The sequence below is a fragment of the Sphingobacterium sp. UBA2480 genome (assembly GCF_002341965.1).
In the GTDB taxonomy this organism is placed as follows: Bacteria; Bacteroidota; Bacteroidia; order Sphingobacteriales; family Sphingobacteriaceae; genus Sphingobacterium; species Sphingobacterium multivorum.
Genome location: NZ_DDPA01000009.1, coordinates 404,926 through 431,281, shown reverse-complemented (window position 1 = coordinate 431,281; position 26,356 = coordinate 404,926). Strand labels below are relative to the sequence as shown.

At 41.2% G+C, this 26,356-nt stretch carries 21 protein-coding genes and 1 tRNA gene; 16 read left to right on the top strand and 6 right to left on the bottom strand.

Annotation, left to right across the window (positions count from 1 at the left end; all coding sequences use genetic code 11):
• Nucleotides 1-2: 2 nt before the first annotated feature.
• From B3600_RS22375 to B3600_RS22350, 6 genes are all read left to right on the top strand, one after another.
• Complete coding sequence (locus B3600_RS22375; RefSeq protein ID WP_286754434.1) at nucleotides 3-281, top strand: lipopolysaccharide assembly protein LapA domain-containing protein; 279 nt, start codon at nucleotides 3-5, stop codon at nucleotides 279-281.
• A gap of 141 nt (nucleotides 282-422) precedes the next feature.
• Nucleotides 423-495: transfer RNA gene (locus B3600_RS22370), tRNA-Lys, on the top strand.
• 178 nt (nucleotides 496-673) lie between these two features.
• Complete coding sequence (locus tag B3600_RS22365; RefSeq protein ID WP_286754433.1) at nucleotides 674-1,450, top strand: hypothetical protein; 777 nt, start codon at nucleotides 674-676, stop codon at nucleotides 1,448-1,450.
• A gap of 111 nt (nucleotides 1,451-1,561) precedes the next feature.
• Nucleotides 1,562-2,137 carry a Crp/Fnr family transcriptional regulator gene (locus B3600_RS22360; RefSeq protein ID WP_286754432.1) on the top strand — a complete coding sequence of 192 codons (576 nt, stop codon included), beginning with the start codon at nucleotides 1,562-1,564 and terminating at the stop codon, nucleotides 2,135-2,137.
• 74 nt (nucleotides 2,138-2,211) lie between these two features.
• Nucleotides 2,212-3,030: an alpha/beta hydrolase gene (locus tag B3600_RS22355; protein WP_112374480.1), complete on the top strand. Its 819-nt coding sequence runs from the start codon at nucleotides 2,212-2,214 to the stop codon at nucleotides 3,028-3,030.
• Nucleotides 3,017-3,889, top strand: a complete 873-nt coding sequence (locus B3600_RS22350; protein WP_286754431.1) for an EamA family transporter — start codon at nucleotides 3,017-3,019, stop codon at nucleotides 3,887-3,889. Before B3600_RS22355 ends, B3600_RS22350 begins: the two co-directional genes overlap by 14 nt.
• Here the strand turns inward: B3600_RS22350 and B3600_RS22345 are convergent.
• The gene (locus tag B3600_RS22345; protein ID WP_286754430.1) at nucleotides 3,870-4,295 is read right to left on the bottom strand and encodes a hypothetical protein; all 426 of its coding nucleotides are present in this window, start codon (nucleotides 4,293-4,295) and stop codon (nucleotides 3,870-3,872) included. The genes B3600_RS22350 and B3600_RS22345 overlap by 20 nt on opposite strands.
• Nucleotides 4,296-4,655: 360 nt before the next feature.
• On the opposite strand from B3600_RS22345, the gene B3600_RS22340 reads away from it, so the two are divergent.
• The 7 genes from B3600_RS22340 (at nucleotide 4,656) to B3600_RS22310 (ending at nucleotide 16,324) form a co-directional block, all read left to right on the top strand.
• Nucleotides 4,656-5,834, top strand: a complete 1,179-nt coding sequence (locus B3600_RS22340) for a FecR family protein (RefSeq protein ID WP_201639391.1) — start codon at nucleotides 4,656-4,658, stop codon at nucleotides 5,832-5,834.
• A gap of 185 nt (nucleotides 5,835-6,019) precedes the next feature.
• Nucleotides 6,020-9,448 carry a SusC/RagA family TonB-linked outer membrane protein gene (locus B3600_RS22335; protein ID WP_286754429.1) on the top strand — a complete coding sequence of 1,143 codons (3,429 nt, stop codon included), beginning with the start codon at nucleotides 6,020-6,022 and terminating at the stop codon, nucleotides 9,446-9,448.
• 17 nt (nucleotides 9,449-9,465) lie between these two features.
• A complete protein-coding gene (locus B3600_RS22330; protein WP_112374474.1) occupies nucleotides 9,466-11,121 on the top strand; it encodes a RagB/SusD family nutrient uptake outer membrane protein in 1,656 nt (551 codons plus the stop codon).
• Nucleotides 11,122-11,176: 55 nt separating this feature from the next.
• On the top strand, nucleotides 11,177-12,700 hold the full coding sequence (locus B3600_RS22325; RefSeq protein ID WP_112374473.1) for a sulfatase-like hydrolase/transferase: 1,524 nt from the start codon (nucleotides 11,177-11,179) through the stop codon (nucleotides 12,698-12,700).
• Nucleotides 12,697-14,187 (top strand): arylsulfatase, encoded by a 1,491-nt coding sequence (locus tag B3600_RS22320; protein ID WP_286754428.1) that lies wholly within the window; start codon nucleotides 12,697-12,699, stop codon nucleotides 14,185-14,187. The genes B3600_RS22325 and B3600_RS22320 overlap by 4 nt, the downstream gene beginning before the upstream one ends.
• 200 nt (nucleotides 14,188-14,387) lie before the next feature.
• Nucleotides 14,388-14,981, top strand: coding sequence for an RNA polymerase sigma factor (locus B3600_RS22315; RefSeq protein WP_286754427.1), 594 nt, complete (start codon nucleotides 14,388-14,390; stop codon nucleotides 14,979-14,981).
• A 752-nt stretch (nucleotides 14,982-15,733) separates the two neighbouring features.
• The gene (locus B3600_RS22310; RefSeq protein ID WP_046675860.1) at nucleotides 15,734-16,324 is read left to right on the top strand and encodes a riboflavin synthase; all 591 of its coding nucleotides are present in this window, start codon (nucleotides 15,734-15,736) and stop codon (nucleotides 16,322-16,324) included.
• A gap of 89 nt (nucleotides 16,325-16,413) precedes the next feature.
• Here the strand turns inward: B3600_RS22310 and B3600_RS22305 are convergent, their stop codons facing one another.
• Nucleotides 16,414-18,213 (bottom strand): chloride channel protein, encoded by a 1,800-nt coding sequence (locus B3600_RS22305; protein WP_070569765.1) that lies wholly within the window; start codon nucleotides 18,211-18,213, stop codon nucleotides 16,414-16,416.
• 6 nt (nucleotides 18,214-18,219) lie between these two features.
• Nucleotides 18,220-19,158: a hydrogen peroxide-inducible genes activator gene (locus tag B3600_RS22300; protein ID WP_046675858.1), complete on the bottom strand. Its 939-nt coding sequence runs from the start codon at nucleotides 19,156-19,158 to the stop codon at nucleotides 18,220-18,222.
• A 226-nt stretch (nucleotides 19,159-19,384) separates the two neighbouring features.
• Between B3600_RS22300 and B3600_RS22295 the strand changes: the two genes are divergently transcribed.
• Complete coding sequence (locus B3600_RS22295) at nucleotides 19,385-21,547, top strand: S46 family peptidase (protein ID WP_286754426.1); 2,163 nt, start codon at nucleotides 19,385-19,387, stop codon at nucleotides 21,545-21,547.
• Between the two features lie 161 nt (nucleotides 21,548-21,708).
• Here the strand turns inward: B3600_RS22295 and B3600_RS22290 are convergent, their stop codons facing one another.
• Nucleotides 21,709-22,887 (bottom strand): MalY/PatB family protein, encoded by a 1,179-nt coding sequence (locus B3600_RS22290; protein WP_201639397.1) that lies wholly within the window; start codon nucleotides 22,885-22,887, stop codon nucleotides 21,709-21,711.
• 204 nt (nucleotides 22,888-23,091) lie between these two features.
• On the opposite strand from B3600_RS22290, the gene B3600_RS22285 reads away from it, so the two are divergent.
• Entirely contained in the window at nucleotides 23,092-23,484 is a 393-nt protein-coding gene (locus tag B3600_RS22285; protein WP_070569758.1) for a diacylglycerol kinase family protein, read from the top strand.
• On the opposite strand, the gene B3600_RS22280 is transcribed toward B3600_RS22285, so the two are convergent.
• Nucleotides 23,458-23,946, bottom strand: a complete 489-nt coding sequence (locus B3600_RS22280) for a hypothetical protein (RefSeq protein ID WP_070569756.1) — start codon at nucleotides 23,944-23,946, stop codon at nucleotides 23,458-23,460. The two genes, B3600_RS22285 and B3600_RS22280, sit on opposite strands and share 27 nt — an antisense overlap.
• Before the next feature lie 266 nt (nucleotides 23,947-24,212).
• On the opposite strand from B3600_RS22280, the gene B3600_RS22275 reads away from it, so the two are divergent.
• Nucleotides 24,213-24,401: a hypothetical protein gene (locus tag B3600_RS22275; RefSeq protein WP_112374468.1), complete on the top strand. Its 189-nt coding sequence runs from the start codon at nucleotides 24,213-24,215 to the stop codon at nucleotides 24,399-24,401.
• 151 nt (nucleotides 24,402-24,552) lie between these two features.
• On the opposite strand, the gene B3600_RS22270 is transcribed toward B3600_RS22275, so the two are convergent.
• The gene (locus tag B3600_RS22270) at nucleotides 24,553-26,286 is read right to left on the bottom strand and encodes a thiamine pyrophosphate-dependent enzyme (protein WP_286754425.1); all 1,734 of its coding nucleotides are present in this window, start codon (nucleotides 26,284-26,286) and stop codon (nucleotides 24,553-24,555) included.
• Between the last annotated feature and the right edge of the window lie 70 nt (nucleotides 26,287-26,356).

The window sequence follows — 26,356 nt, the reverse complement described above, 5'->3', positions numbered from 1 at the left end:
ACATGCGTAATATCTTTTTAATCTTAATTACGGTTATCATCACAGTTGTCTGTGTCAAGAACCCGCAATCGGTGCAGCTCAATTTTCTCGGGGAATCACAAGTGGCGCTATGGAAGCTGCTATTGGCCTTTTTTATTGCCGGAATTGTCTTTGTATCGCTGCTAAAAACCGGAAAAAAGAAACAGCAGGTACACGAACAGGAGGAAATAGACGAATCGGAAGAAGAAAACGATCACAAAAAACCTCAATTATCGGATGAAGATCGAGAATTCCTCTCCTAAAAGAAAAAATAAACCACTAAAAATGAAGCCCTAAACAGCTGTAGCGCATTTTTATGGCACAAATACTTGCGTGGAATAGGGATTAACCCTATCTTTGCATCACTTCAAACAAGGAACGGTAGTTCAAAAACAAAGAAGTAAGATTCCGTAGCTCAGCTGGTAGAGCAATACACTTTTAATGTATGGGTCCTGGGTTCGAATCCCAGCGGGATCACTAAAGAAAGCTAATCGCAAGATTAGCTTTTTTTGTTTTAAAGCTATTAGGATTCGAAAAAAAGTTCGGCCGGGTTCGATCCTTTCGAGGCTCAGCAATATTAAAAATCACTATTTCCATTGATTTTTTTACAGAGCTAATTTAATAGCTTTGTTAGGCACATTAAATAGCACAACGGATGAAAAATTGTATTTTACTTCTTTTAACCTTTTTAAGTATCCCTACTCCGGCCCAAGATAAATTAGCTTCATCAGATTTGGCGTATCCTGATTTAATTCCGACACTCATGCAGAACAGCTTATATGGCTACTCTGACAAATCGCTAAACATTAAGATAAAAGCGCTTTTTGAAAAGGCAGAATTATTCGAGGCTGATTACAATTTCCAACTTTTCCATGTGAATAATCCCGAGATCATTAAATATGGAACAAAAGATTATGCATGGGTATTATTCAATGGCGAACGCTACCGCATCGATAAAAAAGGTACACGAGTATATAAATACAATCCTATCGATTTTAAAACAGGTGAAACAACAATTTATCTCTACAAAAATTCGACTGTTTATCATAGCGACAGTATAGATCAAAAAACGCTCTTTCAACACATCAAAGATAACCAGAGCGGAAAACAACTATTTCCGGAAGAGCAATCCATTCAGGAATTTCGCATAAAAAATAAGGAGTTGATGGAGGAAGGAGTTAAATTGATTTTCCGTCCTAAAAGAAAAGAAATACCTTACGTAGATTTTACCAGTGAGAACACTTTACTAAAGGGAATAAAAAATAGTGAAACCAATCAGATCGTTGTTAAAGCAAAGTATGCGAATATCGAGGAACTTTACAATAATCCATTACGTGAGCAGCAGTATCCACTGTTTATTGGCTATCGCGGTGACCTCGACAAGGAAATCTATGTCGGCTTAAATGGAACAGAGTATTACATCAAAGACTAGCATAATAATTATTAATTTCCAATTTACAATTCGTTAAAACACTATTGCAGCTGTCATTTCACTAACTTTGCTAATAAGACAGATCAGCATGTACAAAAACAATTGCCCCAGATGATAGAAAAACTCCTCTTCGAAATGAATACTTATGCTGCGCTCAGTGCAGAAACAACAGACATTTTGAAAACTATCTTTCAGGTGAAGCAGTTCAAAAAAAATGAACATATTCTACGTGCTGGAGAATATGCCAAGTACTATTATTTTATCTGCAAAGGATTATTAGGCTATTATAAATTAGACGCTGATGGTAATACCATCTATAAAATGTTTTTTGAAGAAAATAGCTTTTGTGCTTCTACCGCCGCTATCATCGCAGAAAAACCGAGTACATTCAACATCATTGCACTCGAAGATGTGGAGTTGATTCAGTATTCTGCCAAGGCTTTCCGTGAGCTTGTCCGGACAAAGCATGATCTAGCACTCTTTCAGATAGCTTATCTGGAAAAGAATTGGGTGGTCAAAAAAGAACCACTTGAAATCGAGTTGAAATGGGAATCTGCGAAGGAACGTTACCTTGAACTTCATCAGAATCAAGTGCTTTTCAAACGCCTCAAGCAGCATCATATTGCCTCCTATCTTGGTGTAACACCCACGCAATTGAGCCGTATCCGTAAGGAATTAAAAGAATAATTCCATCAACATCTGTATACGTTTTTAAAGATTATACTCTTGAATTTTGCCTTATAAAGCTAAAATTTTAAGCTATGAAAACAGTATACACCCTCCTATTTTCTGCCCTTAGCCTACCACTGGCGGCACAAAAAGTCGTTAAGACAAAAATCCATAGTGCCAAAATGGACAAAAACATTGAAACCATTATAATTACGCCCGACATGAAAGACGGGATCAATTATAAAACAGTTTATATTCTCCATGGTTATAGCGGCAACCCCACCCGTACAGTGCAAGAAGACATTCCCGACTTAATCCAAAAAGCAAAAACTTTTCAGACTATTTACGTGCTACCAGATGGAAATTTCAATTCTTGGTACGTAGATAGCCCCATCGATCCACATTCACAGTACAGCACCTTTATCGGAAATGAGCTAGTCAATTACATCGATCATCACTACCCGACGCAACAAAACCGAAATGCGCGCGGAATACTGGGCTGGAGCATGGGTGGCTACGGAGCATTGCATATCGGCATAGCCTACCCACAAACATTTTCGATCGTCGGAAGTTCATGCGGCGCACTTGATTTTGACCGCTTCGGACAAGCCTACCAGCAATATCAGGTAGACAAGGTATTGGGCGATTTCAAAAATCTGAACGATGTAGACCGCATCTACAGCAACGAAGATAAAATGAAGCACAATAAACAACGCTATATCCTCGATTGTGGAACGGAAGACCTGCAAATGCTGGAAATGAACCGTACATTCCACAAGCATCTGACCAACAAAAACATCGAGCATCTTTACATCGAATCAAAAGGCGGACACGATACTGCTTATTGGAGCAAATCACTATCACAACAACTGGCTTTATTTCAAAACTACTTTCAACATGAAGGACTATAAATCGACACTCTATGTTGCTGCAGGCGCTTGCAGCTATGGACTCCTTGCAACAATTGTGAAATATGCAAACCACTTAGGGATACACACAAGTCTGTTGACTTTTCTGCAGTTTATGTTTGGTTTTCTCTTTTTGCTGGCCTTTAATCTGTTTTCAAAGCGTAGTGCAAAAGAACATAACGTTATCAAATTTTCATCAAAAATAAAACTGATGGTATGGGGCATTTCATTGGGCCTAACAACTACACTTTACTATCTCTCCATCCAATATATCCCGGTATCTGTTGGAATTATTTTACTGATGCAGTCTATTTGGATAAGTTTAGTGGCAGAAGCAGTGCTACTGAAAAAGCTCCCATCAAAAGGTAAACTAGCAGGAGTGATTATTGTTTTGCTCGGCACGACCTTAGCAACCAATCTATTTCAAAACAATAATGCGCTTGATTACAGAGGAATAATACTGGGGTTCGGAGCGGGAATAAGTTATGCGCTGGCAATTTATGCTTCAAGCACAGTGGAGAAAGAGCTGCCGAGTTCGGTACGAAGCCAATTCTTGGTCTTAGGTGGACTGCTGCTCATCGTCGCATTTTGGAACATGGATATTATTCGGTATATACAACCTAACGCATTACCCTGGGGATTATTGATTGCCATTTTTGGAACGATTCTTCCACCCTTACTATTTACAAAGGGAATCCTGAAAACTGGAATAGCGATGGGAAATATTATTTCAAGTCTGGAAATTCCCGTTTCTACCTTATCTGCCATGTTGGTTCTACAGGAAGATGTATCGGGATTCCAATGTTTGGGCATACTCCTTATTTTGATGGCTGTCATTATAATTAATATTGGCAAGCCGTAGTAGCCAGCCAATGATCAAATCTATTATACTGCCATAAGATCAGGCCCCACACCGGGACTATGGTTGCAGCCATGTGGAGCATTTCAAATAAATTGGACGCTCCGCCAGCTTGGATCAGAAAGGACAAAAACAATAGGCTAATAGTAGCGGGCAATAAAACAAAGGAAAGTGCCCGTGCAAGCCTACTGCTTCTGAATTGCTTATTTAAATTTAGAAAAATAGATATCGTACCAATCGCAATACAGAGTGCTACGAATGAAAGCAACGATTCTGTAAAAAAGGGCATGTAGCAACGTGCTCTTTTTGCAGCCCCATTATTTGCCTGAAGTATGGCTGTAAGGACAAAGGTCGTCGATACACTAAACCCTATAATTCGCAGAAAAATAAAACTTAGCTTTCTTTTCATCGGCACAATATTTTAAAATAAACAAAACCGCGAATAGGCCTGAACTTCTCGTCCCCTCCTATTTTCCCTTAATAAATTTCGACCAGGCCCCTTCCGAGCGCCTCAATTCCAAAACCGAATTCAAGGCTGACTTCTCACATAGCATAACTGCTAAACCCGCGTAACCTTTAAACGACAAGAATCTTTTTAAAGATGCAAATTAATCCTTGAAAGATAAATGCCAAAGCACTATTGGACGTGGTCCTGACGATATTGGACGGATGGAGCTTAATGTTTATCGGCATGCTACACCTGAATATTTTTTCATTTTTTTACTAAGGTTTATCCTTCCTGTTACGTATCTATCTAAAATTATACACCATGAGATTGACTGATGATATCAAACAACTAATCATAAAGTACATCGGCGACAACTTAACGTCGGATGAAAAGACCGATTTAAAGCTATGGTTGGACGAATCAGCAGAACACCGTATTTTTTTTGAAGACCTTTTAGATCGCGATGATTTTATCAATGATTTAAATCAATGGAGCCTACTCCAGGCCTCAGATACGATGAATTGGAACGAAAGGTTAAAGACAAAGACCCTAGAAACCATTCGAACCTCCGCCATTAAACCATCTCCTATAAGAAACCTAAAGCGTTTGCTACCCTACGCTGCAGCTTTAATAAGCCTAATTTTAGGTGGTCTGATGTATTTCATAGTGGTAAAAAAACAGGCTACACCGATCAGCGATCGAATGGTCTTAAATGATGTAGAAGCACAGAACAACAACGCTGAAATACGACTTTCGAATGGCAAAGTACTTCAGGTATCGAGTCAGAAAGGAGCCCTGGTTTCAGGGGATAAATTGACCTACGAAGACGGTACTGTTCTACAAAACGAATCTTTAAAAGAAGATCTGATGGCCACAGTTAATACCCCCGCCGGCACAATGCTGAAACTCCAATTGGAAGATGGCTCGGAAATTACACTCAATGCGAAAACAACACTCAAATACCCGCTTCATTTTGCAAAAAACAAACGTGTTGTTGAAGTTGACGGTGAAGCCTATTTCAAAATTGCAAAAAATAAAAAGGTTCCATTTCAGGTCGTTTCCAATGGACAGCTCATCGAAGTCACCGGTACCGAATTCAACGTAAACACCTATTCGAAATCCCAAAGTAGTACAACGCTTGTGGAGGGAAGCATCAATCTATCCGCGCAAGGGCAAACGTTACAGCTCACACCCAACCAACAAGCGCTCTTAGCTTCGGGTCAACTATCCAAAAAAGTGGTCGATCCCGCTAACTACATCGCATGGCTCGACAATAAATTCTATTTTAATGAAACGGACCTTCATACTGCCCTACAATTGATCGGTCAATGGTATGACCTGCAAATCATCTACACGCAACCGATAAAAGAAACACTATTATATGGCGAAATTCAACGTACGAAAAGTCTATCGGCAGTCCTAAAAATTTTGGAACGTAGCCATATTAAATTTGAATTGATTCAAGAAAATGGCATCCGTAAACTCTTTGTTTCAAACTAACCAATTATCCATGAAATAACCCAAAAACAACAATTATGAGAAAACCAACCTAAGGAGATAAAACGAGATACTAAAAAAAGCCGACCAATGCTACGAACATTAATCGGCCATAATAGCGATCTCCATTTTTGACCGATTTACCCAATCAGTTTAACAATAGATTATATCCCTAATTCAACAAATTTATGAATTTTAAATTTCTTGTTCATAGAAATCGAATTGCTGTGAACATCCCCAAGCAATGGAAGACCAAAATGAAACTGAGCGCATTTTTTACTCTTGCATGTGTTGTTAAGCTGTCTGCAGCCAGCTACGCACAATCAATCACGATTAACGCCAAAAAAATGTCATTGGTGCAGGTACTACGTACCATCCAAAAACAGAGTGGCGTCCCCTTTCTATTGAATGGTAAAGAACTTGCTGAACTAAAAATTGAGGCGCAGGTTCGCAATATGCCTTTAGAAAAAGCTGTACCGATCCTCTTAAAAGGCCAACCTGTGGATTGGAGTTTTCAGGATAATATGCTTGTCGTAACGAAGTTAAAAACAAACCACCTATCGTATGACCTTCCAAGCAATTACGTCTTAGTGCAACAAAACCGCACCATCAAGGGAAATGTTCACGATAGCAAAGGAACCGCGCTCCAAGGTGCAACAATTATGATAAAAGGTTCGACAAAAGCAACTACTACAGATGCAAGTGGTAACTTTCAGATTGAAGCAAATAATAACGCCGTACTTGTCATTAAAATGATCGGCTACCAAACCAAGGAAATCCCGTTGGCCAACCAGCTTTACCTCAATATTGAACTTAGCCAGCATATCGACGCATTGGAGGAAGTCGTCGTCGTAGGCTACGGTACGACAAAAAAGAAAGAACTAATCGGTTCGGTTTCCCAAGTTGATGGGAAACAACTCGCCAAACGCTCCGTTCCCCAGCTTGCTCAGGCCCTCACAGGTCAAATGCCGGGCGTGACCGTCATACAGCGATCTGGCCAACCCGGGGCAGCAAACAATACCATACAGATTCGTGGTGTGGGATCATTCGGCGCCAGTACCGACGCACTTATTTTAGTTGATGGTATCCCCACCAATTCCTTTAACGATATTGATCCAAATGATGTTGCCTCGATATCGGTATTGAAAGACGCCTCCTCAGCAGCCATATATGGAGCTAGAGCCGCAAACGGCGTTATTCTGGTAACAACAAAAACAGGCGCAGCTGGCGGAAAATTAACGGTCAATTACAATGGTTATTATGGGATCCAAAAGCCAACAGCATTCCCCGAATTTGTCAACTCTTGGGAGTACGCTTCCTTACTCAACGAAACCACAAGTGGTGGCGGTGGTTATACGGCCGAAGAAATCCAAAAATTTAAGGATGGCTCAGATCCTGACAATTATCCCAATGCCAATTATATGGCAAGCTCATTTAAGTCGCAAGCAACACAAACAGGCCACAATTTAAATATATCCAATACCACAGATAAAATACAATACACCTTATCTGCTGGTTTTTTGAATCAAAAAGGTATTGTCATCAAAAACAATTTTGACAAATACAATGTCCGCCTCAATCTCATATCAAACCTCAATGACAAGCTCAAATTAACGACGCGGGTAGCAGCAATTCAGACCGAAACAGACGAACCGGCAGCACCGGCAACGCTCGACTTCTCCCGCATGACGGATATCATTTCTCAGGTGATTCGCTATCCCGCCATATACCCTATTCGGTTGAGCAACGGTGACTGGGGCGCAGGAAATAACCTGAAAGGGACACCCGTATCTTTCCTGGAGAGCGAATCCTTCTACAAAGAAAAAGTATCCAATATCTCGGGAAACGCAAGGCTCGATTGGAAACCGATTTCAGATCTGACCTTATCCGCTATTGGCGGGTATACGCAGACGAATGGCCGTACAAAACTTTTCAGAGCTTCGCAACGGATCAACAATTCCATAATTCTGGGCCCCTCAAATCTGAACCAAAGTGCGCCCTACGACACTTACAAAACTTTTCAAGCTTTAGCAGACTACACGAAGACTTTCGGGTCGCATAACCTGAAAATATTAGGTGGTTATTCTTTCGAAAAAGGCTACAGCGAAGGTTTAAGCGCTTACCGCCAGAATTTTCCCAGCAATGATCTTACCGAGTTAAATGTAGGTTCACCAGATGGGCAACAGAACGCTGGGACAGCCTCAGAGTGGGCATTAGAATCATTATTTGCACGCGTACAATATAATTATGCCAAGAAATACCTTGTCGAGGGTGTTGTTCGATACGATGGGTCATCCCGTTTTCCAACCGATAAAAAATATGCGACCTTCCCTTCGATTGCAGTAGGTTGGTTGCTGAGTGAAGAATCGTTTATAAAGGACCATTATAGTTGGATCGACGAATTGAAAATCAAAGGATCTTATGGGGTACTTGGAAACCAAAATATTGTCGGTAATATACAACAGCGCGTTGTCTCTAACTACCCATACCAGGATGTTTTAAATCCGGGTTATAATTACCCTTTTGGAAATACCATTTCTCCAGGGGTCGCCAGAACAACAATTGTTGACCCTACGCTACGCTGGGAATCAACCCGAACGGCAGATGCGGGCATGGAAGTGGCTTTATTTAAAAATTTATTGACATTCAGTAGTACATATTATAACCGATATACTTACGATATTTTGGTGAGCCCAGGTTCTAGTGTTTCCAAAGTTTTGGGGTTTGAAGTAGGCGTACAGAATTCTGGAAAACTTCGAAATAGTGGCTGGGAATTCACCTTGGGACATCAAAAGAAGTTGAACGAATTTTCGTATAATGTGAATCTAAACTTCTCTACCGTCAAAAATAGAGTCGTCGATTTGGGTGTCGGCAATATCAACCAGCCAAATGGCTTAGTTGGAAATGGTTCAACCCTATTTATCGGTTACCCCATACAGGCTTACTATGGCTACCAAGCCGATGGCCTATTTATCGATGCTGCTGATATTGCAAGCTGGGCCAATCAAACCAGCATCAACCCAAAGCCACAGCCAGGCGATATTCGATACAAAGACATTAGTGGCCCCGACGGCATACCTGATGGAAAAGTAGATGCCACATATGACCGAACTGTGATCGGATCACGTATCCCCAAATACACCTACGGGATGAATATCGGGATGAGCTATAAAGGTTTTGACTTAGGAATACTTCTTCAAGGTGTAAGTGGTGTTAAAGGCTTATTGGACAATTATGCTGGATTTGCGTTGACACAAAACGGCAATATCCAACGCTGGCAAGCTGATGGCAGATGGACAGCAGCAAATCCCGACCGCAATGCGGTTTACCCAAGAATTGAACAATTGCCAAGCACAGGTACTCCCAATACACTGCTGTCAGACTACTGGCTTTTGGATGCGAGCTACTTACGCCTCAAAAATATGCAATTAGGCTATACCATTCCCAAGAACACCCTTGCAAAATGGAAATTGTCAGGCCTGCGGATCTATGCAAACGCCGAAAACCTATTTACCAAAAGCAATTATAGAAAAGGCTGGGATCCGGAAATCAATTCAAGCGGCGCCTACTACCCTATTATGCGCAATTTTACATTTGGGGTTAACCTTAGTTTTTAACCGATCGATAAAAAACCATGATACATAGCACACACAGACATATAAAATTGGCCCTATGCATTCTTCTTGCATCAAGCCTGAGCATCAGCTGCAAAAAACAGCTGGAAACCAATCCGCTTGATAAATTTGCAAACGAGACTTTTTGGACCAGTGAAACGAATGCGCAATCAGCGCTGACAGGATTATACAAAGCAGAAATCCAAATGAACTCCCTCGCCGAATTCAGCCCCACAGACTGGTGGTCCTATAACGGGCTACTTTATCTGGAGTTTGCTTCGGACAATGCCTACGATAGACGTGGTGATAATTCGGTTTTCAACAAGCTATCCGATGGAACATTAACGAGCAATAACGGCAACTTAGACAATTATTGGCAGTATACCTATAAGAAAATCGCCCGTGCAAATTATTTCCTTGAAAATATTGATAAGACGCCGATTTCAGCTGAACTACTCGCTCGTTTCAAGGCAGAAGCGCGCTTTATACGTGCCTGTCAATATTTCTACCTCTCTCAATACTGGGGTGACGCTCCCTTGGTGACCAAAACCTTAACACCCAATGAGGCAAACCAGGTATCCAAAGCAAAAAAACAGGAATTGGTTACTTTTGTTGAACGTGAATTACAGGAAGCGGCAAACGACTTACCGAGTTATGGCAAATTGACTGCCGCAGAACGGGGCCGCGCAAGCAAACAGGCAGCCCTCGCTTTCCTGGGACGCATCCAACTGGCCGAAAAAGCCTACGCCGACGCGATCAAAAGTTATGAGCAGATCATCAATGCCAATGAAAACAGCATTGATCCCAACTATTCAGGCTTATTTAATGGAACCAACGAAACGAGCAAAGAGATTATTTTTGCCACGCAGTATCTTGTTGATCTCGCTGGAAACGGTATGTTCCAACACAATTTTCCCGCAGTCGCTGGGGGTTGGCATCTCCATTGCCCGCTTGGTAGCCTTGTAGAGAGCTATGGTTTCACCGATGGAACGGCATTTTCGTACGATGATGCGCGATATAATGCGCAAGACATCAGCAAAAACCGGGATCCGCGTTTAGCCTTCACGGTGATAACAAATGGAGACCGCTTTAAAAATTTAAAATACACCTCACATCCAGATTCCACATTGTCTATTGATCAATTGACAACAACAAAACAGGCAACACGCACGGGCTACGGATTGCGCAAGTTCAACGACGAAGGCTTTAGTGGAAACTTACAAAACTCTGGAGCCGATGTTCCTATTATACGCTACGCCGAAGTCCTCCTGAGTTACCTTGAAGCCAAACTCGAAAATGGTGATCCTATTACCAGCGACCTACTGGACAAAACTATCAACGCTGTCAGAAAAAGAAGCAGCGTTAATATGCCAGCCATCACCGTCCAAAGCAGTAGCGCACTGCGTTCGACCTTACGTAACGAAAGACGTGTCGAACTTGCACTGGAAGGACTCCGTTATTGGGATTTATTACGTTGGGGTATCGCAAAAGATGTACTAAAGGGCGATTTCTATGGGGCACCATTCCCAGGTGCGAAAAATCTCCGCATAAAAGCAGGTGGAAACAAAGATCCTTATAGCCGATGGTACGTAACCAGTAAGGCCTTCCGAGCTGGCCAAGATGAACATTGGCCAATTCCACAGAATGAAATTAATATCAATCCAAATTTAAAATAGTACCTTGGGTATCGTCAATTGTCAAACGATACCCTTTAAACAAAATTCAACGTATATGAAGAAGCCACTATCTCTAGCGTTATTACTCTCCGCGAGCCTTTTTGTTACGCTACCCACCGTTAGTTTTGCCCAAAAGGCAAGTAAACCGAATGTCATCTATATTTATGCGGATGATCTTGGTTTCGGTGATTTAAGTAGCTATGGTGCCAAACAAATCGAGACACCCAACCTGGATAAGCTCGCCCGGAACGGCGTCCGATTTACCAATGCACATAGTACATCGGCAACTTGCACCCCTTCCCGTTTTGCATTGATGACCGGGACGTATCCATGGCGCCAGGAAGGGACAGGCATTCTGCCCGGCGATGCCAAACTAATCGTTCCTACGGATAAAATTACATTACCCAAGGTATTTAAACATGCCGGCTATGCTACTGCCATTGTTGGAAAATGGCATATGGGACTCGGAAATCAGGTCCAAAAAGACTGGAATGCCCCCATTAAACCCGGGCCTAATGATGTAGGCTTTGACTATTCATTCATTTTTCCTGCAACAGCAGATCGCGTCCCAACAGTGTTTCTTGAAAATGATCAAGTTGTGGCCGCTGAAGCCAATGATCCAATTCTGGTGGACTATGAAAAGAAAATTGGGAACGACCCTACAGGCAAAGAACACCCCGAACTGCTCAAAATGCATTCTTCACCGGGTCAGGGCCACAATCAGACTATCGTCAACGGTATCGGAAGAATCGGCTACATGAGCGGCGGAACACGTGCCAGGTGGGTGGATGAAGAAGTTTCCACAACATTTCTCCACAAAGCCCAGGACTTTATTTCCCAACATCAAAACAAACCGTTCTTTCTCTATTTCTGCTTGACAGAACCACATGTCCCACGTATGCCCGCAACACAATTTAAAGGGAAAAGCAAACTCGGCTACCGCGGCGATGCTATTCTGCAATTGGATTGGACCGTCGGACAAATTCAACAGCAGTTGCAGCTCTTGGGACTTGACAAAAACACGATTATAATTTTCAGTAGCGACAACGGGCCCGTTCTCGACGACGGCTATATGGATGGAGCTGTGGCCCAACAAAATGGCCATCTACCCGCAGGCCCACTACGCGGTGGCAAATATAGCATCTTCGAAGGCGGAACGCGCGTGCCCTTTATCGTGAGCGGCAAAGGTGTTGCACAGGGGAAAGTTTCCAATGCTTTGATCAGCCAAATAGATCTGTTGGCAACAAGTGCCCAATTATTGGATGTTCCACTAAAAGCAGATGAAGCAAAAGACAGCGCCCCACTCTTGAAAACCTTAACCGGTCAAGATAATAAGGGACGTAGCAGTATGGTACAGCATGCGCAGACACTGGCTATCGTAAAGGACGAATGGAAATATATTGCACCCAGCAAAGGTGCCCCCTACATGAAACTAACCGATACTGAAACAGGAAGTCTTCCGGAAGATCAGTTATACGATCTCAAAAATGATATCGGCGAAAAGAATAATGTGGCTTCAAAATATCCAGAAAAGGTCGCTGAACTCAAGCAGTTATTGGAAGGAGAACGTAAAAAATGAAAATAAAAGCTGGACTCGCCCTCATCCTCCTCGGATGGGGGACTCTTTTTGCACAACAAAAGAAAAAGCAACAAAAATTGCCCAATATTATATTTTTTTATGCGGACGATTTAGGTTATGCCGAAACGGAGCCCTATGGACAGCGATTGATCAAAACACCCCATATCCAACAGCTGGCACGTGAAGGTCTACGTTTTATAAACCACTATACAAGTACGCCTGTCTGTGCCCCCGCCCGCTGCATGTTATTGACGGGCAAGCATGGTGGCCAATCCTATATTCGCGGAAATTATGAATTGGGCGGTTTTGCAGATAGTCTCGAAGCTGGCCAGATGCCACTTCCTGAAGGAACGTATACCATGGCTCACCTATTTAAAAAAGCCGGCTATCAGACCGCAGCCATTGGAAAGTGGGGACTTGGGATGAATAATTCCACCGGAAGCCCCAACAAACAGGGATTTGATTATTTTTTTGGCTACCTGGACCAAAAACAGGCCCACAATTACTACCCAACTCATCTTTGGGAAAATGAAACAAAATATCCCCTTCAAAACAAGGAAAAATTTGTACATACTCCTTTAGATTCCAGTAAGGCCACGGCAAAGGACTTCAAGCAGTTTGACGGTAAGGAATATGCACCTGAACTAATGACAGCGAAAGCGCTGGCTTTTATCGACAAAAACCGAAGTAAACCTTTTTTCTTATACCTTCCTTATACTTTGCCGCACTTATCACTACAAGTTCCCCAGGAATATGTGGATAAATATAAGGACCTCTTCCAGGACAAACCGTATTACGGACAGGACGGCTATACCGCTACCCCCTATCCAAGAGCGACCTATGCGGGTATGATCACCTATCTGGATGACCAAGTCGGTACGATTATGAAACATATCAAATCATTGGGAATAGATGACAATACCATTATTCTGTTTTCCAGTGACAACGGAACTGGTTTTAATGGGGGCATAGATTATCGCTTTTTCCGCAGTGTCGATTCGCTTAGGGGATTAAAAATGGATGTTTTTGAAGGTGGTATCAAAGTTCCGTTAATTGTCAGGTGGCCAAACCATATCAAAGCCAATGCTGAAACGGACCTTATCTCGGCCCAATATGACCTCATGGCAACCTTCGCACAGCTGGTTCAACAAAGCCCCGGACACAGCAATGGGCTCTCCCTCCTTCCAACCTGGCTGGGTCAGAAGAATCAACAGAAACATCAATACCTCTATTTCGAATATCCAGAAAAGGGCGGCCAGCTCGCCATACGCGAAGGACGTTGGAAGGCCGTCAAACTCGATCTGAAGAAAAACCCCAAAGCAAAATGGCAATTGTTTGATTTAACGACAGACCCTTGGGAAGAAAATGACTTAGCAGCACAATACCCACAGATGCTGCGACATTTTGATGAAATTGTTCAGCATGAACACCGACCTGCCCATATTCAGGAATGGGAAATTGTAGCGAATAAGATGATTAAAAAATAAATCGATTTCTTTCTTCATTTTTTAATCTTAAAAAACTTGGGTTGTCCGGATTGAATCATGACAACCCAAGTTTTTTATGTAATTTAGCACAGCAATCCACAGCTGGAGTCCTAATGTGAATGTACCTATTGAATGACGTATCGAACATAGAGGAGTACAACATGTTCCGAAGGCCAACGTAAAAGGATCAATAACCAAGTATGCAGCAAATAGAATCATACATCAATACACTAAAAGAAGGTGATGAAATGGCTTTATGCTTTTTTATGGATCATTTTGGTCATTCGTTACGCTATTTTGCCTTTTCCTACCTCCGCAACAAAACCGACGCCGAAGAAATTGTCTCCGATGTTTTTGTTAAGTTATGGAATAATCGACAAAAGGTAGAGAATTATGAAAGCCTGAAAGCCTTTCTTTTTATCGCTACTAAAAATGCCTGTATCGATATGCAAAGAACGACGCAATTCAAAATACGGAAAGAGGAGCTCGATATTCTTCAGCATATGTCGGTTCCGGAAGACGATGTACTCAAGAAAATATTCCGGACAGAACTCACCGAATTGCTGCTTGCTGAAATAAATTTGCTCCCCAGACAGCAGGCTCAGATCTTCAAGCTCAGCTTTTTGGACGGCTTGAATACCGAAGAAATTTGTGAAACATTAAACACAACCGCATCGACCGTCTATTATGCAAGGTCTAAGGCATTATACGCATTAAAAGAAAGGTTCAAATCTAAAAAATTTGAATACCTCAGTGTTCTTATGCTATACGCATGGCATGCCTTCAAAGGATAATTAACTCCCTTCAATTTCCTGCATCCGACCCCTAGATAGATCAATAGGCTATTCACACAGCATCCCCCCTAAGGTTAACCACCTTCAGGCAATACTTCCCGTCCAACGTTGGAACGGTTTAAAAAAATACAAACAGCTGTTTATCAGTAAACTAAGAAAGCAATAATTTTAAAAAACTAGAAACAAAAAAAAGCTTAGCATTCGGTCGGGCGACCTGCTAAGCTTTTATAAATACCTCTTTGTAAGAGGCAATCAACCTAAACCTAGGACAAAGATAGTGCTTCAAATGATATAAACAAAAATTTTGTTATATTTTTTTTCAACTCCCATAAATTTGTTTTAGCATAGCAATGACAAAAGGAATAGTAAGTGTACAATGTACACTACAATCTTTTTGCATTTTTCAACAAGCTTTTTTTTTGGTAGCTTCGCTCAGCGCCTCCCAACCACAGTATTTAACTCGTGCATTATTTAAATTTACCATGGAATGGGCGATTCCTTCTTTGCTTCGTTTTATCAAGCACTCTTATTCTTTAAAGGTTCAATTGGATGCATAAACAGGGTCCGAAATGATGGATTGCCCTTTTTAAAGATCCTTTTAACAATCGCTATAACGATCCTGCTAGTTTGAACATCAAGTCCAGTTTCAACTAGCATACGCCTGACTTATCGCGACAGTATTTGTGCGACCTTAACAATCATATTTCATTTTTTTATTTAGTAACTTTGGAAACAATCAAAAATAAAATAACATGTTTACTGGAATCATAGAAACCTTAGGAAAAATAGAAAATATCGAACAGGAGAAAAGTAATATCCATTTTTACGTCAGTTCTGCTATTTCCAATGAACTTAAAATAGACCAAAGCGTTAGTCATAATGGCGTTTGTCTTACTGTAGTAGGATTAAACAATGATCTCCATAAAGTGACAGCAATTGACGAAACCCTACAGAAGACAAATCTGGCTCAGTTAAAGGTGGGCGATCTGATCAATCTGGAACGCTGTACTTTGGCAGGCGGAAGATTTGATGGACATATCGTTCAGGGACATGTAGATCAGACTGCGCGTTGTATCCAAAAGAAAGATGAAAATGGTAGTTTTATTTTCACCTTTCAATATGATGTTTCCAAACAAAATATCACCGTAGAAAAAGGATCCATTACCGTAAATGGTATCAGCTTGACAGTAGTCGATTCTAAAGACGATCAGTTCTCCGTTGCCATCATTCCATATACGTTAGAGCATACCAACTTGCAGCAGGTTGAAGTGGGGAGCACAGTCAACTTGGAGTTTGATATCATCGGGAAATATGTCACGAAGATAATGGCTTTGCGCGCTTAAAAAATTCACTGTTCTTCCTTGGGTTTAAAGGTAATCCAAGGAAGTTCATCCTTACACGCTTTATTTCGGGTCCTAACTGTATACTTGATTTATTCCAAATAGTGCCCCTGACGGATCAGTAATGCGCGATATTTATTGAATACACTCGATTTGGAAACAAAGCCCATATATTTATTTTCGTCCCCTAAAACCGGAAGTATCCACGTATCGTCCTTATTCATTTTAGCCATCACGATTTCCATGTTTTCGTTGATCCCAACGGTATCATTTGGCTTCTGCGCTAATTTCTCAAAGGTGGTATCTCCCCCATCCACTTCGCCCAATAAGACTGAAAATAGAAACTCACTATAAAGAAGTCCCATAAATTTGCCCTCATAATCAACCACGGGAAAGATATTGCGTTTACTATGGATGATGTCTGTTTGTCGACCTTTTGGTGTTTCGTCAGGGCGTAAGATCACAAAATTAGTTTCCAATACATATTTAATCCGCATCATACTTAACACGGATCGATCCTTATCTTCATAAGAAATCAGATCGCCAGACTCGGCCAATACCTTGGTGTAAATGGAATGCTTTAGCACGGCTCGATTAATCAAATAAGAAATGGAACAAACCAACATCAATGGAACCATTAACGTATAACCTCCGGTCACTTCAGCAATCAAAAATATGCCCGTCAACGGCGCATGCATAATGCCGCTCAACGCACCGGCCATCCCCGCAACCACAAAATTTGGCACATTTAACTCGGCTATTCCGGTTAAGTTTACACCATACGAAAATGCAAATCCTAATAATCCGCCCATGACTAAACTTGGTCCAAATACACCACCATTTCCACCGCCATTTAAAGTAAATAATGCGGCAAGGGACTTTCCAAATAAAGTCAATATCGTATAACCCAGGACGACTAATCCCATATCTTTATAGTCTGAAAACAAACTGTTCTTAACAATCGAGTTAAACTGACCATTCAGAATCTGCTGAATGGTAATATAGCCCTCGCCATACAGTGCCGGGAATACAAAAATCATCAGACCTAAAGCAATTCCACTGACCCAGACTTTATTATAGGGATTCTTAATCTTAGAAAACCATTTACCCACACTTCTGGAAACACGTGCAAAGTAAATCGTATAAAGCCCAATCAACACGGCCAACAAGAGGTAAAATATTAAGGCCGAAACCTGCCAGTCGGAATTAAATGTACTGAATAAGGGTTCATTATAAAGCACACGAGAGACAACAGAAGCCAATGCTGATGAGATCAGCAAAGGAATGAACACGGGAATTGAAAATTCTGGAAGCAAAATCTCGATGGCAAAGATCATTCCGGCCAAAGGGCTGTTGAATGCACCTGAAATTCCTGCTGCTGCACCGCAAGCCAATAACATGGTAACTTCCTTATACTGCAGTCCAAAAAAACGGGCGATATTAGAACCGATAGAAGACCCGCCCAAAGCAACTGGTGCTTCCAAACCACAGGAACCGCCAAAGCCAACGGTTATAGCTGAGGTCACTACCTGAGAATAAATATTACTGGGATCCAATCGGCTGCCTTTCCGACTGATGGCATAGATAATGGGTGTAATCCCATGTTCCATCTTCTTCCCTTTTAGAAATTTGCGAACAAAAAACACGCTGAGCAATATTCCGATCAATGGAAAAATTAAGTAAACTGAGTATTTTACTTTCCAGTCGATATCATCTTGTATTGTCGTTGCAATAAAATGGGTTAATCTTTTCAGTACAGATGCCATAATACCACCGACAATTCCAACCAAAAATGCGAGTATAATGATAAAGTTCCGATTCGAAACTTTCTTCATCCGCCATTGATTGATCTGGTCTATTTTTTTAAAAAAACGTCTTTTGAGGTTTCCCATATCGTTCTATTGAAAGCTCAACACTTCCTTCTTCTTTTTTGTTTTGAATTTATCGGGTACTACGGCCAATATTTCTCTTTCCAGCGCCTGGATGGCCTGTCTCTTCACATAGTTCTGTGTGGTCACCAATGATATCTCCCGCACCGGTTCTGGTGATTTGAAATAACGGATTCGATCCAATTGCTCATCGGAATAATCCCAAATCGACAATTCAGGTAATATGGTGATGCCATCGTTGATATCGACCATACGTTTTAAGGTCTCTACGCTACCGGTGTTATATTCAAATCTTCCTGTAAGATCTTGATTGTGTTTGTGGTGACAAATATTAAGTACCTGCCCACGCATACAATGCCCCTCATTGAGCAACCAAAGTTTATCATCGGCAATATCATCGCCACTCAGTATTTTTTTCGGAAACAGGGGGCTATTGACTGAGATATAGGCGACAAAATTTTCGTAAAATAAAGGCGACTCCAAAATCCCAGGGTCATTTAAAGGAGTAGATAGCACACCACAGTCCAAAAGTCCGACCTTCAATTCATGCACAATCCGTTCTGTGGTATATTCCCATATCTGCAATTGTAGCTTCGGATATTTTTCCATAAATGTGGTCAGCACATTCGGAAGTAAATATGGTGCGATTGTCGGGATAACACCGACCCTTAGTGTACCCTCAATTTCCCCTTTTTTATCCTGTACAATCTCATTGATTTTTCGGCTTTCCGTCAATACCATTCGAGCTTGAAGAATAATTTTCTCGCCGATTTCTGTAGGAACAACAGGCTGACGGCTCCGGTCAAAGATTTTTGCCCCTAAAGACTCTTCAAGTTTTTGTATTTGCATGCTCAACGTAGGTTGCGTGACAAAACATTTTTCTGCAGCTGCAACAAAACTTCGGTAGGTATCAACAGCTATAATATATTCCAATTGGATTAAGGTCATCTTACTATCTTTAAAGCACAAAATTACGATTCCTGTCGTAAACCAATGTCAAATCCTTTACAATTAAAGTCAACAGGGGTATTGGGCCTGCTGATTATACAATAAATACCTTGCCAAAAAGATCCTGTATATCCACTATTGTTACATTAGTTCACATAAAAAATCGATTTCATCGAAATGCTTTTCTTAAATTTGGAGATTTACAACAGTTGATAGTTAAAATCCTATGAAGTTTATAAATCGTACGACAATTGCACTAGCTTTATTCTTAACCATGGCAAACAGTCCTTATAGCAAGGCAAATCCTGATGAGGGAATGTTTCCATTGAGCGAATTAAATAGAGCTGGATTGAAGAAAGCCGGATTAAAGATCAGTGAGAGAGACATCTACAATCCTGGCCAGGTCGGACTGGTAGATGCCCTGGTTCAAGTCAGTGGATGTACTGGATCGTTTGTCTCAAACCGTGGTCTGATTATTACCAATCATCATTGTGCTTTTTCTGCCGTTCAACTTGCGAGTACAGCAATCAACAATTACCTAAAAAACGGTTTTGTCGCACAAAATCAAGAGCAGGAAATTGAGGCAAAAGGATTAAAAATAAGAATTACCGATTCTTATGAGGATGTTTCCGCTAAAATATTAAATGCTGTCGCCAACATCAGCGATCCAGTGGAGCGTATCAATACGATCAAACGTAAACAACAAGAACTGGTTAAACAAGCTGAAAAGGAAGATCCGACGATTAAAGCTGAAGTATCGGAAATGTTTATCGGCAAAAGTTATGTCCTATTCCGTTATAAAACAATTGAAGACGTTCGTTTAGTTTATATTCCACGTCAAAACATCGGAGAATTTGGTGGAGAGACCGATAACTGGGTATGGCCACGCCACACGGGAGATTATTCTTTTCTGAGAGCTTATGTCGGCAAAAACGGAAAATCTGCACCTTATTCTAAAGATAACGTTCCTTACCAGCCCAAAAAACACCTTAAAGTCAATCCAAATGGTGTACGGGAAAATGATTTCACCTTTATCCTTGGTTATCCCGGAAAAACATTCCGACACAGACCAGCACAATATATTCAATATCAACAGGAATATCTTTTGCCTTACGTATCCAACCTGTATGATTTCCAAAATAAACAGATGGAGGAAGCAGGAAAAGACAATACCGATATCGCCTTGTCCTTGGCAACACGCATAAAACGTAATGCGAATGTATTGAAAAACTATCGTGGTAAACTCAAGGGCTTACGAGGAATCGACTTGCTATCGACAAAAAAACAAGAAGACGAAGCACTGGCAGCGTTTATCTTAAGTAAACCCGAATTGAAAAACAAATATGGAAGTCTACTCGCTGATATTGATGCCTATTATCAGCTCAGTGATCAAGATGCCCTGAAAGAACTTTGGATCAACAATATTTACAACAGCACAAGCTTATTGAAAGTAGCTCGCGACCTAAACGTTCTGAAAACCAACTTAGCCAAGGAAAAATCATCCCAGGCGGCCAAACAGCTTTTCGATTTAAATATTGAAAAGTTAAAAACAGCACTTAAAGAAACTTACGAAAGCTACAATAAGCAAGCTGATCAGCGTATTTTCTCCCGAATGTTGGAAGATGCCATTGCATTCCAAGGTAAAAATCAATTGGCCTCCATTCAGAAATTGCAATTTAATACGGCTACTGCACAAGAATTTGCAACAGAGATTATTCAGAACAGTAAACTTGGCGATCAAAATTACATACTAAATACTGTCTTGGCCAATGCCGATGCACTTCAGAAATTTGACGACAAATTATTGGATTTCCAGGGCAAATTGAACAATGATATTGTCCAGTTCGCTGCTGAACAAAAAAGACGTGAAGGGGTACTGAACAAATTAATGGGCGATTATGTCGCCGTTAAGGAAATTTTCCAGGCCAAGAACTTTATTCCTGATGCAAATTCAACCTTACGTCTGACTTACGGGCACATCAAAGGCTACTCGCCTGCTGACGCAACCTATATGAAACCGTTTACAACAATCGAAGGGATTATTCAAAAAGGAAATCTTGGTTTAGCAGAATTTGACTATCCACAAGAAATCAAGACAGCTTACCTCAACAAAAATTTTGGTCCGTATCTTCAAAAGGATCTGGGATCCGTACCGGTCAATATCCTATATGATATGGATACCACAGGTGGAAATTCAGGATCTCCAATTATGAATGCCAATGGTGAATTAATCGGTGTAAATTTTGACCGTGCTTACGACGCAACAATTAATGATTTCGCTTGGAACGAGAGTTACAGCAGATCCATCGGAGTCGACATTCGTTATGTCCTCTGGGTTGCCGATAAAATTGACAACGCGCATTTTATCCTGAAAGAAATGGGTATCTAATCTGGTCTAAAACAAGGCGCAAGAAAGCCACTGCATCGAGAGATGCAGCGGCTTTTTTTGTTCACCACGCTATTTCCGATTCGCCCGGCGGCGTGCCACTACGAACGAAGAATTCACCGTAAATCAGAACCTATTCATCTAACTCAGAATAGCTTCGCGTACTATTTTGCCCCTTGGAGCAAAGAAGAGAAAACAGTCTTCAAACGCAACAAGCCTGTTGTCAATATCTCCCTCGAACAAGCAATGTTGAGGCGAATAAAGTCATCACTCCCCTTCCCGTACATCGCACCTACATTCACCTGCACATGCGCTTCATCCAATAAGAGCTTTCCCAATTTTCGACTTGAAATCCCCAAAGCGGCGCAATCTACCCATACAAGATAAGTACCCTCCAAAGGAAGCACATGCAAAGCAGGCAGATGTTCGTTCATAAAGCCTTTCAAATACAGATAATTTGCATGGATGTAGCTTAAAGCCTGATCCAACCATTCCCCGCCCCACTCATACGCAGCGATCAAGCCCGTAATGGCAAAGGGGCTAATGCTACTGATCTCATTAGCTAAGAAAGCCTGTTGCACCTTCCTCTTGAGTTCAGGATCGGCCACGAGGACTGTAGCGACCTGCAATCCCGCCAAATTAAAGGTTTTACTCGGTGCTACACAGGTAATCGAATTCGCCAAAAAGGCTGCACTGATACTTCCAAAAGGAATATGTGTATAGCCTTCAAATACCAGATCGCAGTGAATTTCATCCGAAATGACTAAAACTTGGTGTCGCAAACAGATTTCACCAAGACGTTCAAGCTCAGCTCGGGTCCAAACTCGCCCAGCCGGGTTATGTGGGCTACATAAAATAAATAACTTGACTTTCGGATCACTTGCTTTATGCTCAAAATCCTCAAAATCGATCGTATACTCGCCATTACGATAAATCAGGTCATTGGAAACCACCTGGGCTTGATTGCGTTCTATGGAAGAAAAAAAACAATGATATACAGGTTCTTGCACCAAAACCTTATCTCCGGGTGATGTCAATGCGCTAACCAAAGCCGAAAGCGCCGGTACCACACCGATAACTGGAAGTATCCATTCCGGTTGAAGTACAAATTTATGTCGCCGTGAGGACCAGCTCATCACTGCGCTGTAAAAAGCAGCTGGAATCGTAGCATAACCATATACCGCATGTTGAACCCGTTGCGCAAGTGCATCCACGACTGGTTGTGCTGCTGGAAAGTCCATATCCGCAACCCAGAGTGGAATCAAATCGGCATAATCATGTTGATTCCATTTGACCGAATCGGTACCACGACGAACAATCGTTTTGTCAAAATTATAGATCATACAGCAATTTAATTAAAATTAGGAGGCATTTGCAAAAAAAAATATGATAAAGTAAAAGGGGGTTCAGATCGCACGATAAATTACCTAGTGAAGGCTAATATACATAACAAAACTCGCGGACATAATAGACAACATGCAATAAAAAAATCCAGTATACCTGGATAAGCAGAAAGCGCTATCTTTACAGAAAATAGCATAACAACTATGGCCAAAAACAACTTTTCATTCCGTGCCAGATTAAAGAGTTTTCACTATGCTTTCAGTGGGTTGAAAACAGCCTGGCAGGAAGAACATAATTTCAGGGTGCATTGTATAGCGGCCATTATGGCCATACTGCTATCCGTTGTGCTTCACATCAGTACCCACGAATGGATTGCTGTACTCTTTGCCATTGGTTTTGTATTCGTCTGTGAGTTGTTAAATACTGCATTGGAAAATATGGCTGACTTTATCTGTCCAGAACATAACCCAAACATCAAAAAGATGAAAGATGTCGCCGCAGCGGCAGTGATGATAAGCAGCATCACCGCGCTATTGATCGGCCTATTAATTTTTACCCCCAAGCTGATCTCATTGGCCCTTCGTTACATTTTCTAACGCGAATTTCTCATCAAATGCAATCTTCTTCGGATCAACAAAAGACATTTTTCCAGCTTTCTCCTCCATCGCACCATAACCTTCCATTGCACGAGCTTTAGATAATTTAAATATCACCTGGCGGACCGATTCCTGTCCCTCAGAAGAAAAAGTATAATCGGCCGTTAAAATGTCCCCCTTCAATACACCATCAATATGTCCGCTATTACGATCTTTTTCCTTCCAGGCATAGCTAAGATCACCCTGTACCTTTTCTCCATCAACAGTGATTGACAGTGAAATGGTATCGCCATTTTTAAGGTACTGATATGTACTCTTTCCACTAAGAAACCCCGCGGTATCCAACGGTTGAGTAGTTTGAACAGTATCATTGCGTTTCGTTGAAGTAACTTGTTTTTTTTGTTCCTGATGGCAGCCAGCACAACACAGCAACGCTATAAATCCGAAATTGATTATTCTCATCGTCTATTTTTTGTTTGATCGTATAGATAGCAATTCAAAAGAATTTTTGTTTTAAATAACTACCATTTAAAATTTTCAAATTCAAAAAACAAAAAGCAAGCGAATATTGTTTATAAGTTAGATAACAGTCTACTATTTTAGCACGATATAAGCTATTAAAAATAAACAATTTAGTAACAATAAAATTATCGTAGGCTTATTGTAAAGCTAATTTTTATTAGTAAATTGTACATTATAAAATTCAGGAATTCTTAACCAATATTAGTATGAAAGATGTAAGCTTTAAGAAATTTGATAGTGGATGTACATCACTCACAAAATTGTCCATTGAAACAGACTTGGCTATTATTGTTAAAGAGCAAGTTACGATTCCTTCCGAATCCAAAATTGAAAAACTCAGACGCTGTAAAGAAGAATTACTTAAAAGCCTTTGGTTTGTTCAACGTCAATGTTGAGATAACATTTTCCTTCAAATTTCGACTATCCGCCGATCAGCCTCTTATGGTCTGACCGCCACACATTCAAGTCACTTTTAACACAAAATAAGCCCCTCTGCTTTATGCTTTTTGGGGCTTTTAATATATTCAATAATTCGATGACGAGGGATCAAAGCGATTTCAAATGTTTATAATTAGACTTAATGGTATCCCACACCTCTTCGAAATTACCCGACAACATTAATTTTGCCATACTTTCTGTCATCCCTTTCATTTGACTGAAGGATATCTTGGGTGGCATAGCCAATGCATTGGGATTGGTATATAGATCAATTAGGACAGGCTCATCGACAATCCCAAAAGCCTCATGGATAACACCATCCACCTCCTGGGGTTGAGTCACCGTAAATGCACGTATGCCCATCGCCTGGGCGATCATCGCAAAATCTGGATTGACCATATTAGTTTCCTGATCTTTAAGACCTGATACCTGCATCTCCAATTTAACCATACCAAGTGCACGATTGTTGAAGACGATGATTTTGATCGGTAAGTTATATTGTTTTATTGTTGCAAGATCCCCCAACAACATGGATAGGCCTCCATCGCCACAAAAAGCAATAACCTGGCGCTCAGGATGTGTCAATGCAGCTCCAATAGCCATTGGCATGGCATTAGCCATAGAACCATGATTGAAAGACCCCAGCATGATTCGATCCTTTCGCTGATTAATATAACGTGCTCCCCAAACACAGCACATCCCGGTATCAAGCAAGAAAATAGCATCATCACTGGCTTTCTGATCAATGGTATGAGCGACAAATTCTGGCTGTATTGCGCATTCGCTGCCTGAATCCTCCACATACGTCATGAGATCTTCCTTGACCTTTTCATAAGAAGCAAGCTGCTTCTCCAGAAATTTCGTATCCGAACGCGCTTCTACAAAGGGCAATACCGCTTTTAAGGTATGCTCAATATCGCCAACAAGCCCATAGTCTACGATGGATCTACGCCCTAGCTTTTCACCTTCAATATCAATCTGGATAATGGTTTTGTTGGTCGGTATAAAATCCTTGTAAGGAAAATCAGTCCCTAAAAGTAAAATAAGATCGGAATGATGCATACTTTGAAATGCTGAAGCCATTCCTAGAAGTCCTGTCATCCCGATTTCATTGGGATTGTCGCGTTGGATATCCAACTTTGCTTTAAATGAATAACCTACTGGCGCATGGATCTTTTGTGATAATGCTACAATTTGCTGCTGTGCTTTCTTGGCCCCCACACCACAGAACAAGGTTATCTTTTCTGCTTGATTGATATATTGTGCCAATCGCCCAATTTCCATCTCCGAAGGTCTAATTTGCGGCTCGGTAAAAAACACCTTCGTTGAAGTATTCATTTGAACCGCTTCCATTTCTGATACATCACCAGGTAGGCCGATAACTGCAACATCCCGTTTAGAGATAGCCTGTTGTAATGCATTTTGCACCATACGTTGCACCTGCTCCGGCCGAGTGATCATTTGGTTGTAGCAAGAACAATCATCAAACAGTTTGATTGGATTGGTTTCTTGAAAATAATCGGTTCCAAATTCGTAGGTAGCACATGTTGATGCGATCACAAGCATGGGTACACGAGTCTTGTGTGCTTCATAAACACCATTGATCAGATGCACATGCCCAGGCCCACTGCTTCCCGCACAACAAGCGATCCCGTGCAAATCAGCTTCTGCCGTTGCAGCAAACGCCCCCACTTCCTCATGCCTGACATGTATCCATTGCATCGTTCCATCTGCATGAACAGCTTCGTTGAAAAAATTTAAACTATCGCCCGTTACGGCATAAATACGCTGAATTCCCGCATCCTTTAAAAGACCCACAATCTGGTGTGCTACATTTTTCATACTTATACTATAATTTAAGATTTTGTGATAGCGGCATCGTGCAAATTATATTGCCGCTATTTAATAACAA

Excerpts from the sequence above, each read along its gene's own strand:
- B3600_RS22375 (WP_286754434.1), top strand. The coding sequence starts at position 3 with ATGCGTAATATCTTTTTAATCTTAATTACGGTTATCATCACAGTTGTC.
- B3600_RS22365 (WP_286754433.1), top strand. The coding sequence starts at position 674 with ATGAAAAATTGTATTTTACTTCTTTTAACCTTTTTAAGTATCCCTACT.
- B3600_RS22360 (WP_286754432.1), top strand. The coding sequence starts at position 1,562 with ATGATAGAAAAACTCCTCTTCGAAATGAATACTTATGCTGCGCTCAGT.
- B3600_RS22355 (WP_112374480.1), top strand. The coding sequence starts at position 2,212 with ATGAAAACAGTATACACCCTCCTATTTTCTGCCCTTAGCCTACCACTG.
- B3600_RS22350 (WP_286754431.1), top strand. The coding sequence starts at position 3,017 with ATGAAGGACTATAAATCGACACTCTATGTTGCTGCAGGCGCTTGCAGC.
- B3600_RS22345 (WP_286754430.1), bottom strand. The coding sequence starts at position 4,295 with ATGAAAAGAAAGCTAAGTTTTATTTTTCTGCGAATTATAGGGTTTAGT.
- B3600_RS22340 (WP_201639391.1), top strand. The coding sequence starts at position 4,656 with ATGAGATTGACTGATGATATCAAACAACTAATCATAAAGTACATCGGC.
- B3600_RS22335 (WP_286754429.1), top strand. The coding sequence starts at position 6,020 with ATGAATTTTAAATTTCTTGTTCATAGAAATCGAATTGCTGTGAACATC.
- B3600_RS22330 (WP_112374474.1), top strand. The coding sequence starts at position 9,466 with ATGATACATAGCACACACAGACATATAAAATTGGCCCTATGCATTCTT.
- B3600_RS22325 (WP_112374473.1), top strand. The coding sequence starts at position 11,177 with ATGAAGAAGCCACTATCTCTAGCGTTATTACTCTCCGCGAGCCTTTTT.
- B3600_RS22320 (WP_286754428.1), top strand. The coding sequence starts at position 12,697 with ATGAAAATAAAAGCTGGACTCGCCCTCATCCTCCTCGGATGGGGGACT.
- B3600_RS22315 (WP_286754427.1), top strand. The coding sequence starts at position 14,388 with ATGCAGCAAATAGAATCATACATCAATACACTAAAAGAAGGTGATGAA.
- B3600_RS22310 (WP_046675860.1), top strand. The coding sequence starts at position 15,734 with ATGTTTACTGGAATCATAGAAACCTTAGGAAAAATAGAAAATATCGAA.
- B3600_RS22305 (WP_070569765.1), bottom strand. The coding sequence starts at position 18,213 with ATGGGAAACCTCAAAAGACGTTTTTTTAAAAAAATAGACCAGATCAAT.
- B3600_RS22300 (WP_046675858.1), bottom strand. The coding sequence starts at position 19,158 with ATGACCTTAATCCAATTGGAATATATTATAGCTGTTGATACCTACCGA.
- B3600_RS22295 (WP_286754426.1), top strand. The coding sequence starts at position 19,385 with ATGAAGTTTATAAATCGTACGACAATTGCACTAGCTTTATTCTTAACC.
- B3600_RS22290 (WP_201639397.1), bottom strand. The coding sequence starts at position 22,887 with ATGATCTATAATTTTGACAAAACGATTGTTCGTCGTGGTACCGATTCG.
- B3600_RS22285 (WP_070569758.1), top strand. The coding sequence starts at position 23,092 with ATGGCCAAAAACAACTTTTCATTCCGTGCCAGATTAAAGAGTTTTCAC.
- B3600_RS22280 (WP_070569756.1), bottom strand. The coding sequence starts at position 23,946 with ATGAGAATAATCAATTTCGGATTTATAGCGTTGCTGTGTTGTGCTGGC.
- B3600_RS22275 (WP_112374468.1), top strand. The coding sequence starts at position 24,213 with ATGAAAGATGTAAGCTTTAAGAAATTTGATAGTGGATGTACATCACTC.
- B3600_RS22270 (WP_286754425.1), bottom strand. The coding sequence starts at position 26,286 with ATGAAAAATGTAGCACACCAGATTGTGGGTCTTTTAAAGGATGCGGGA.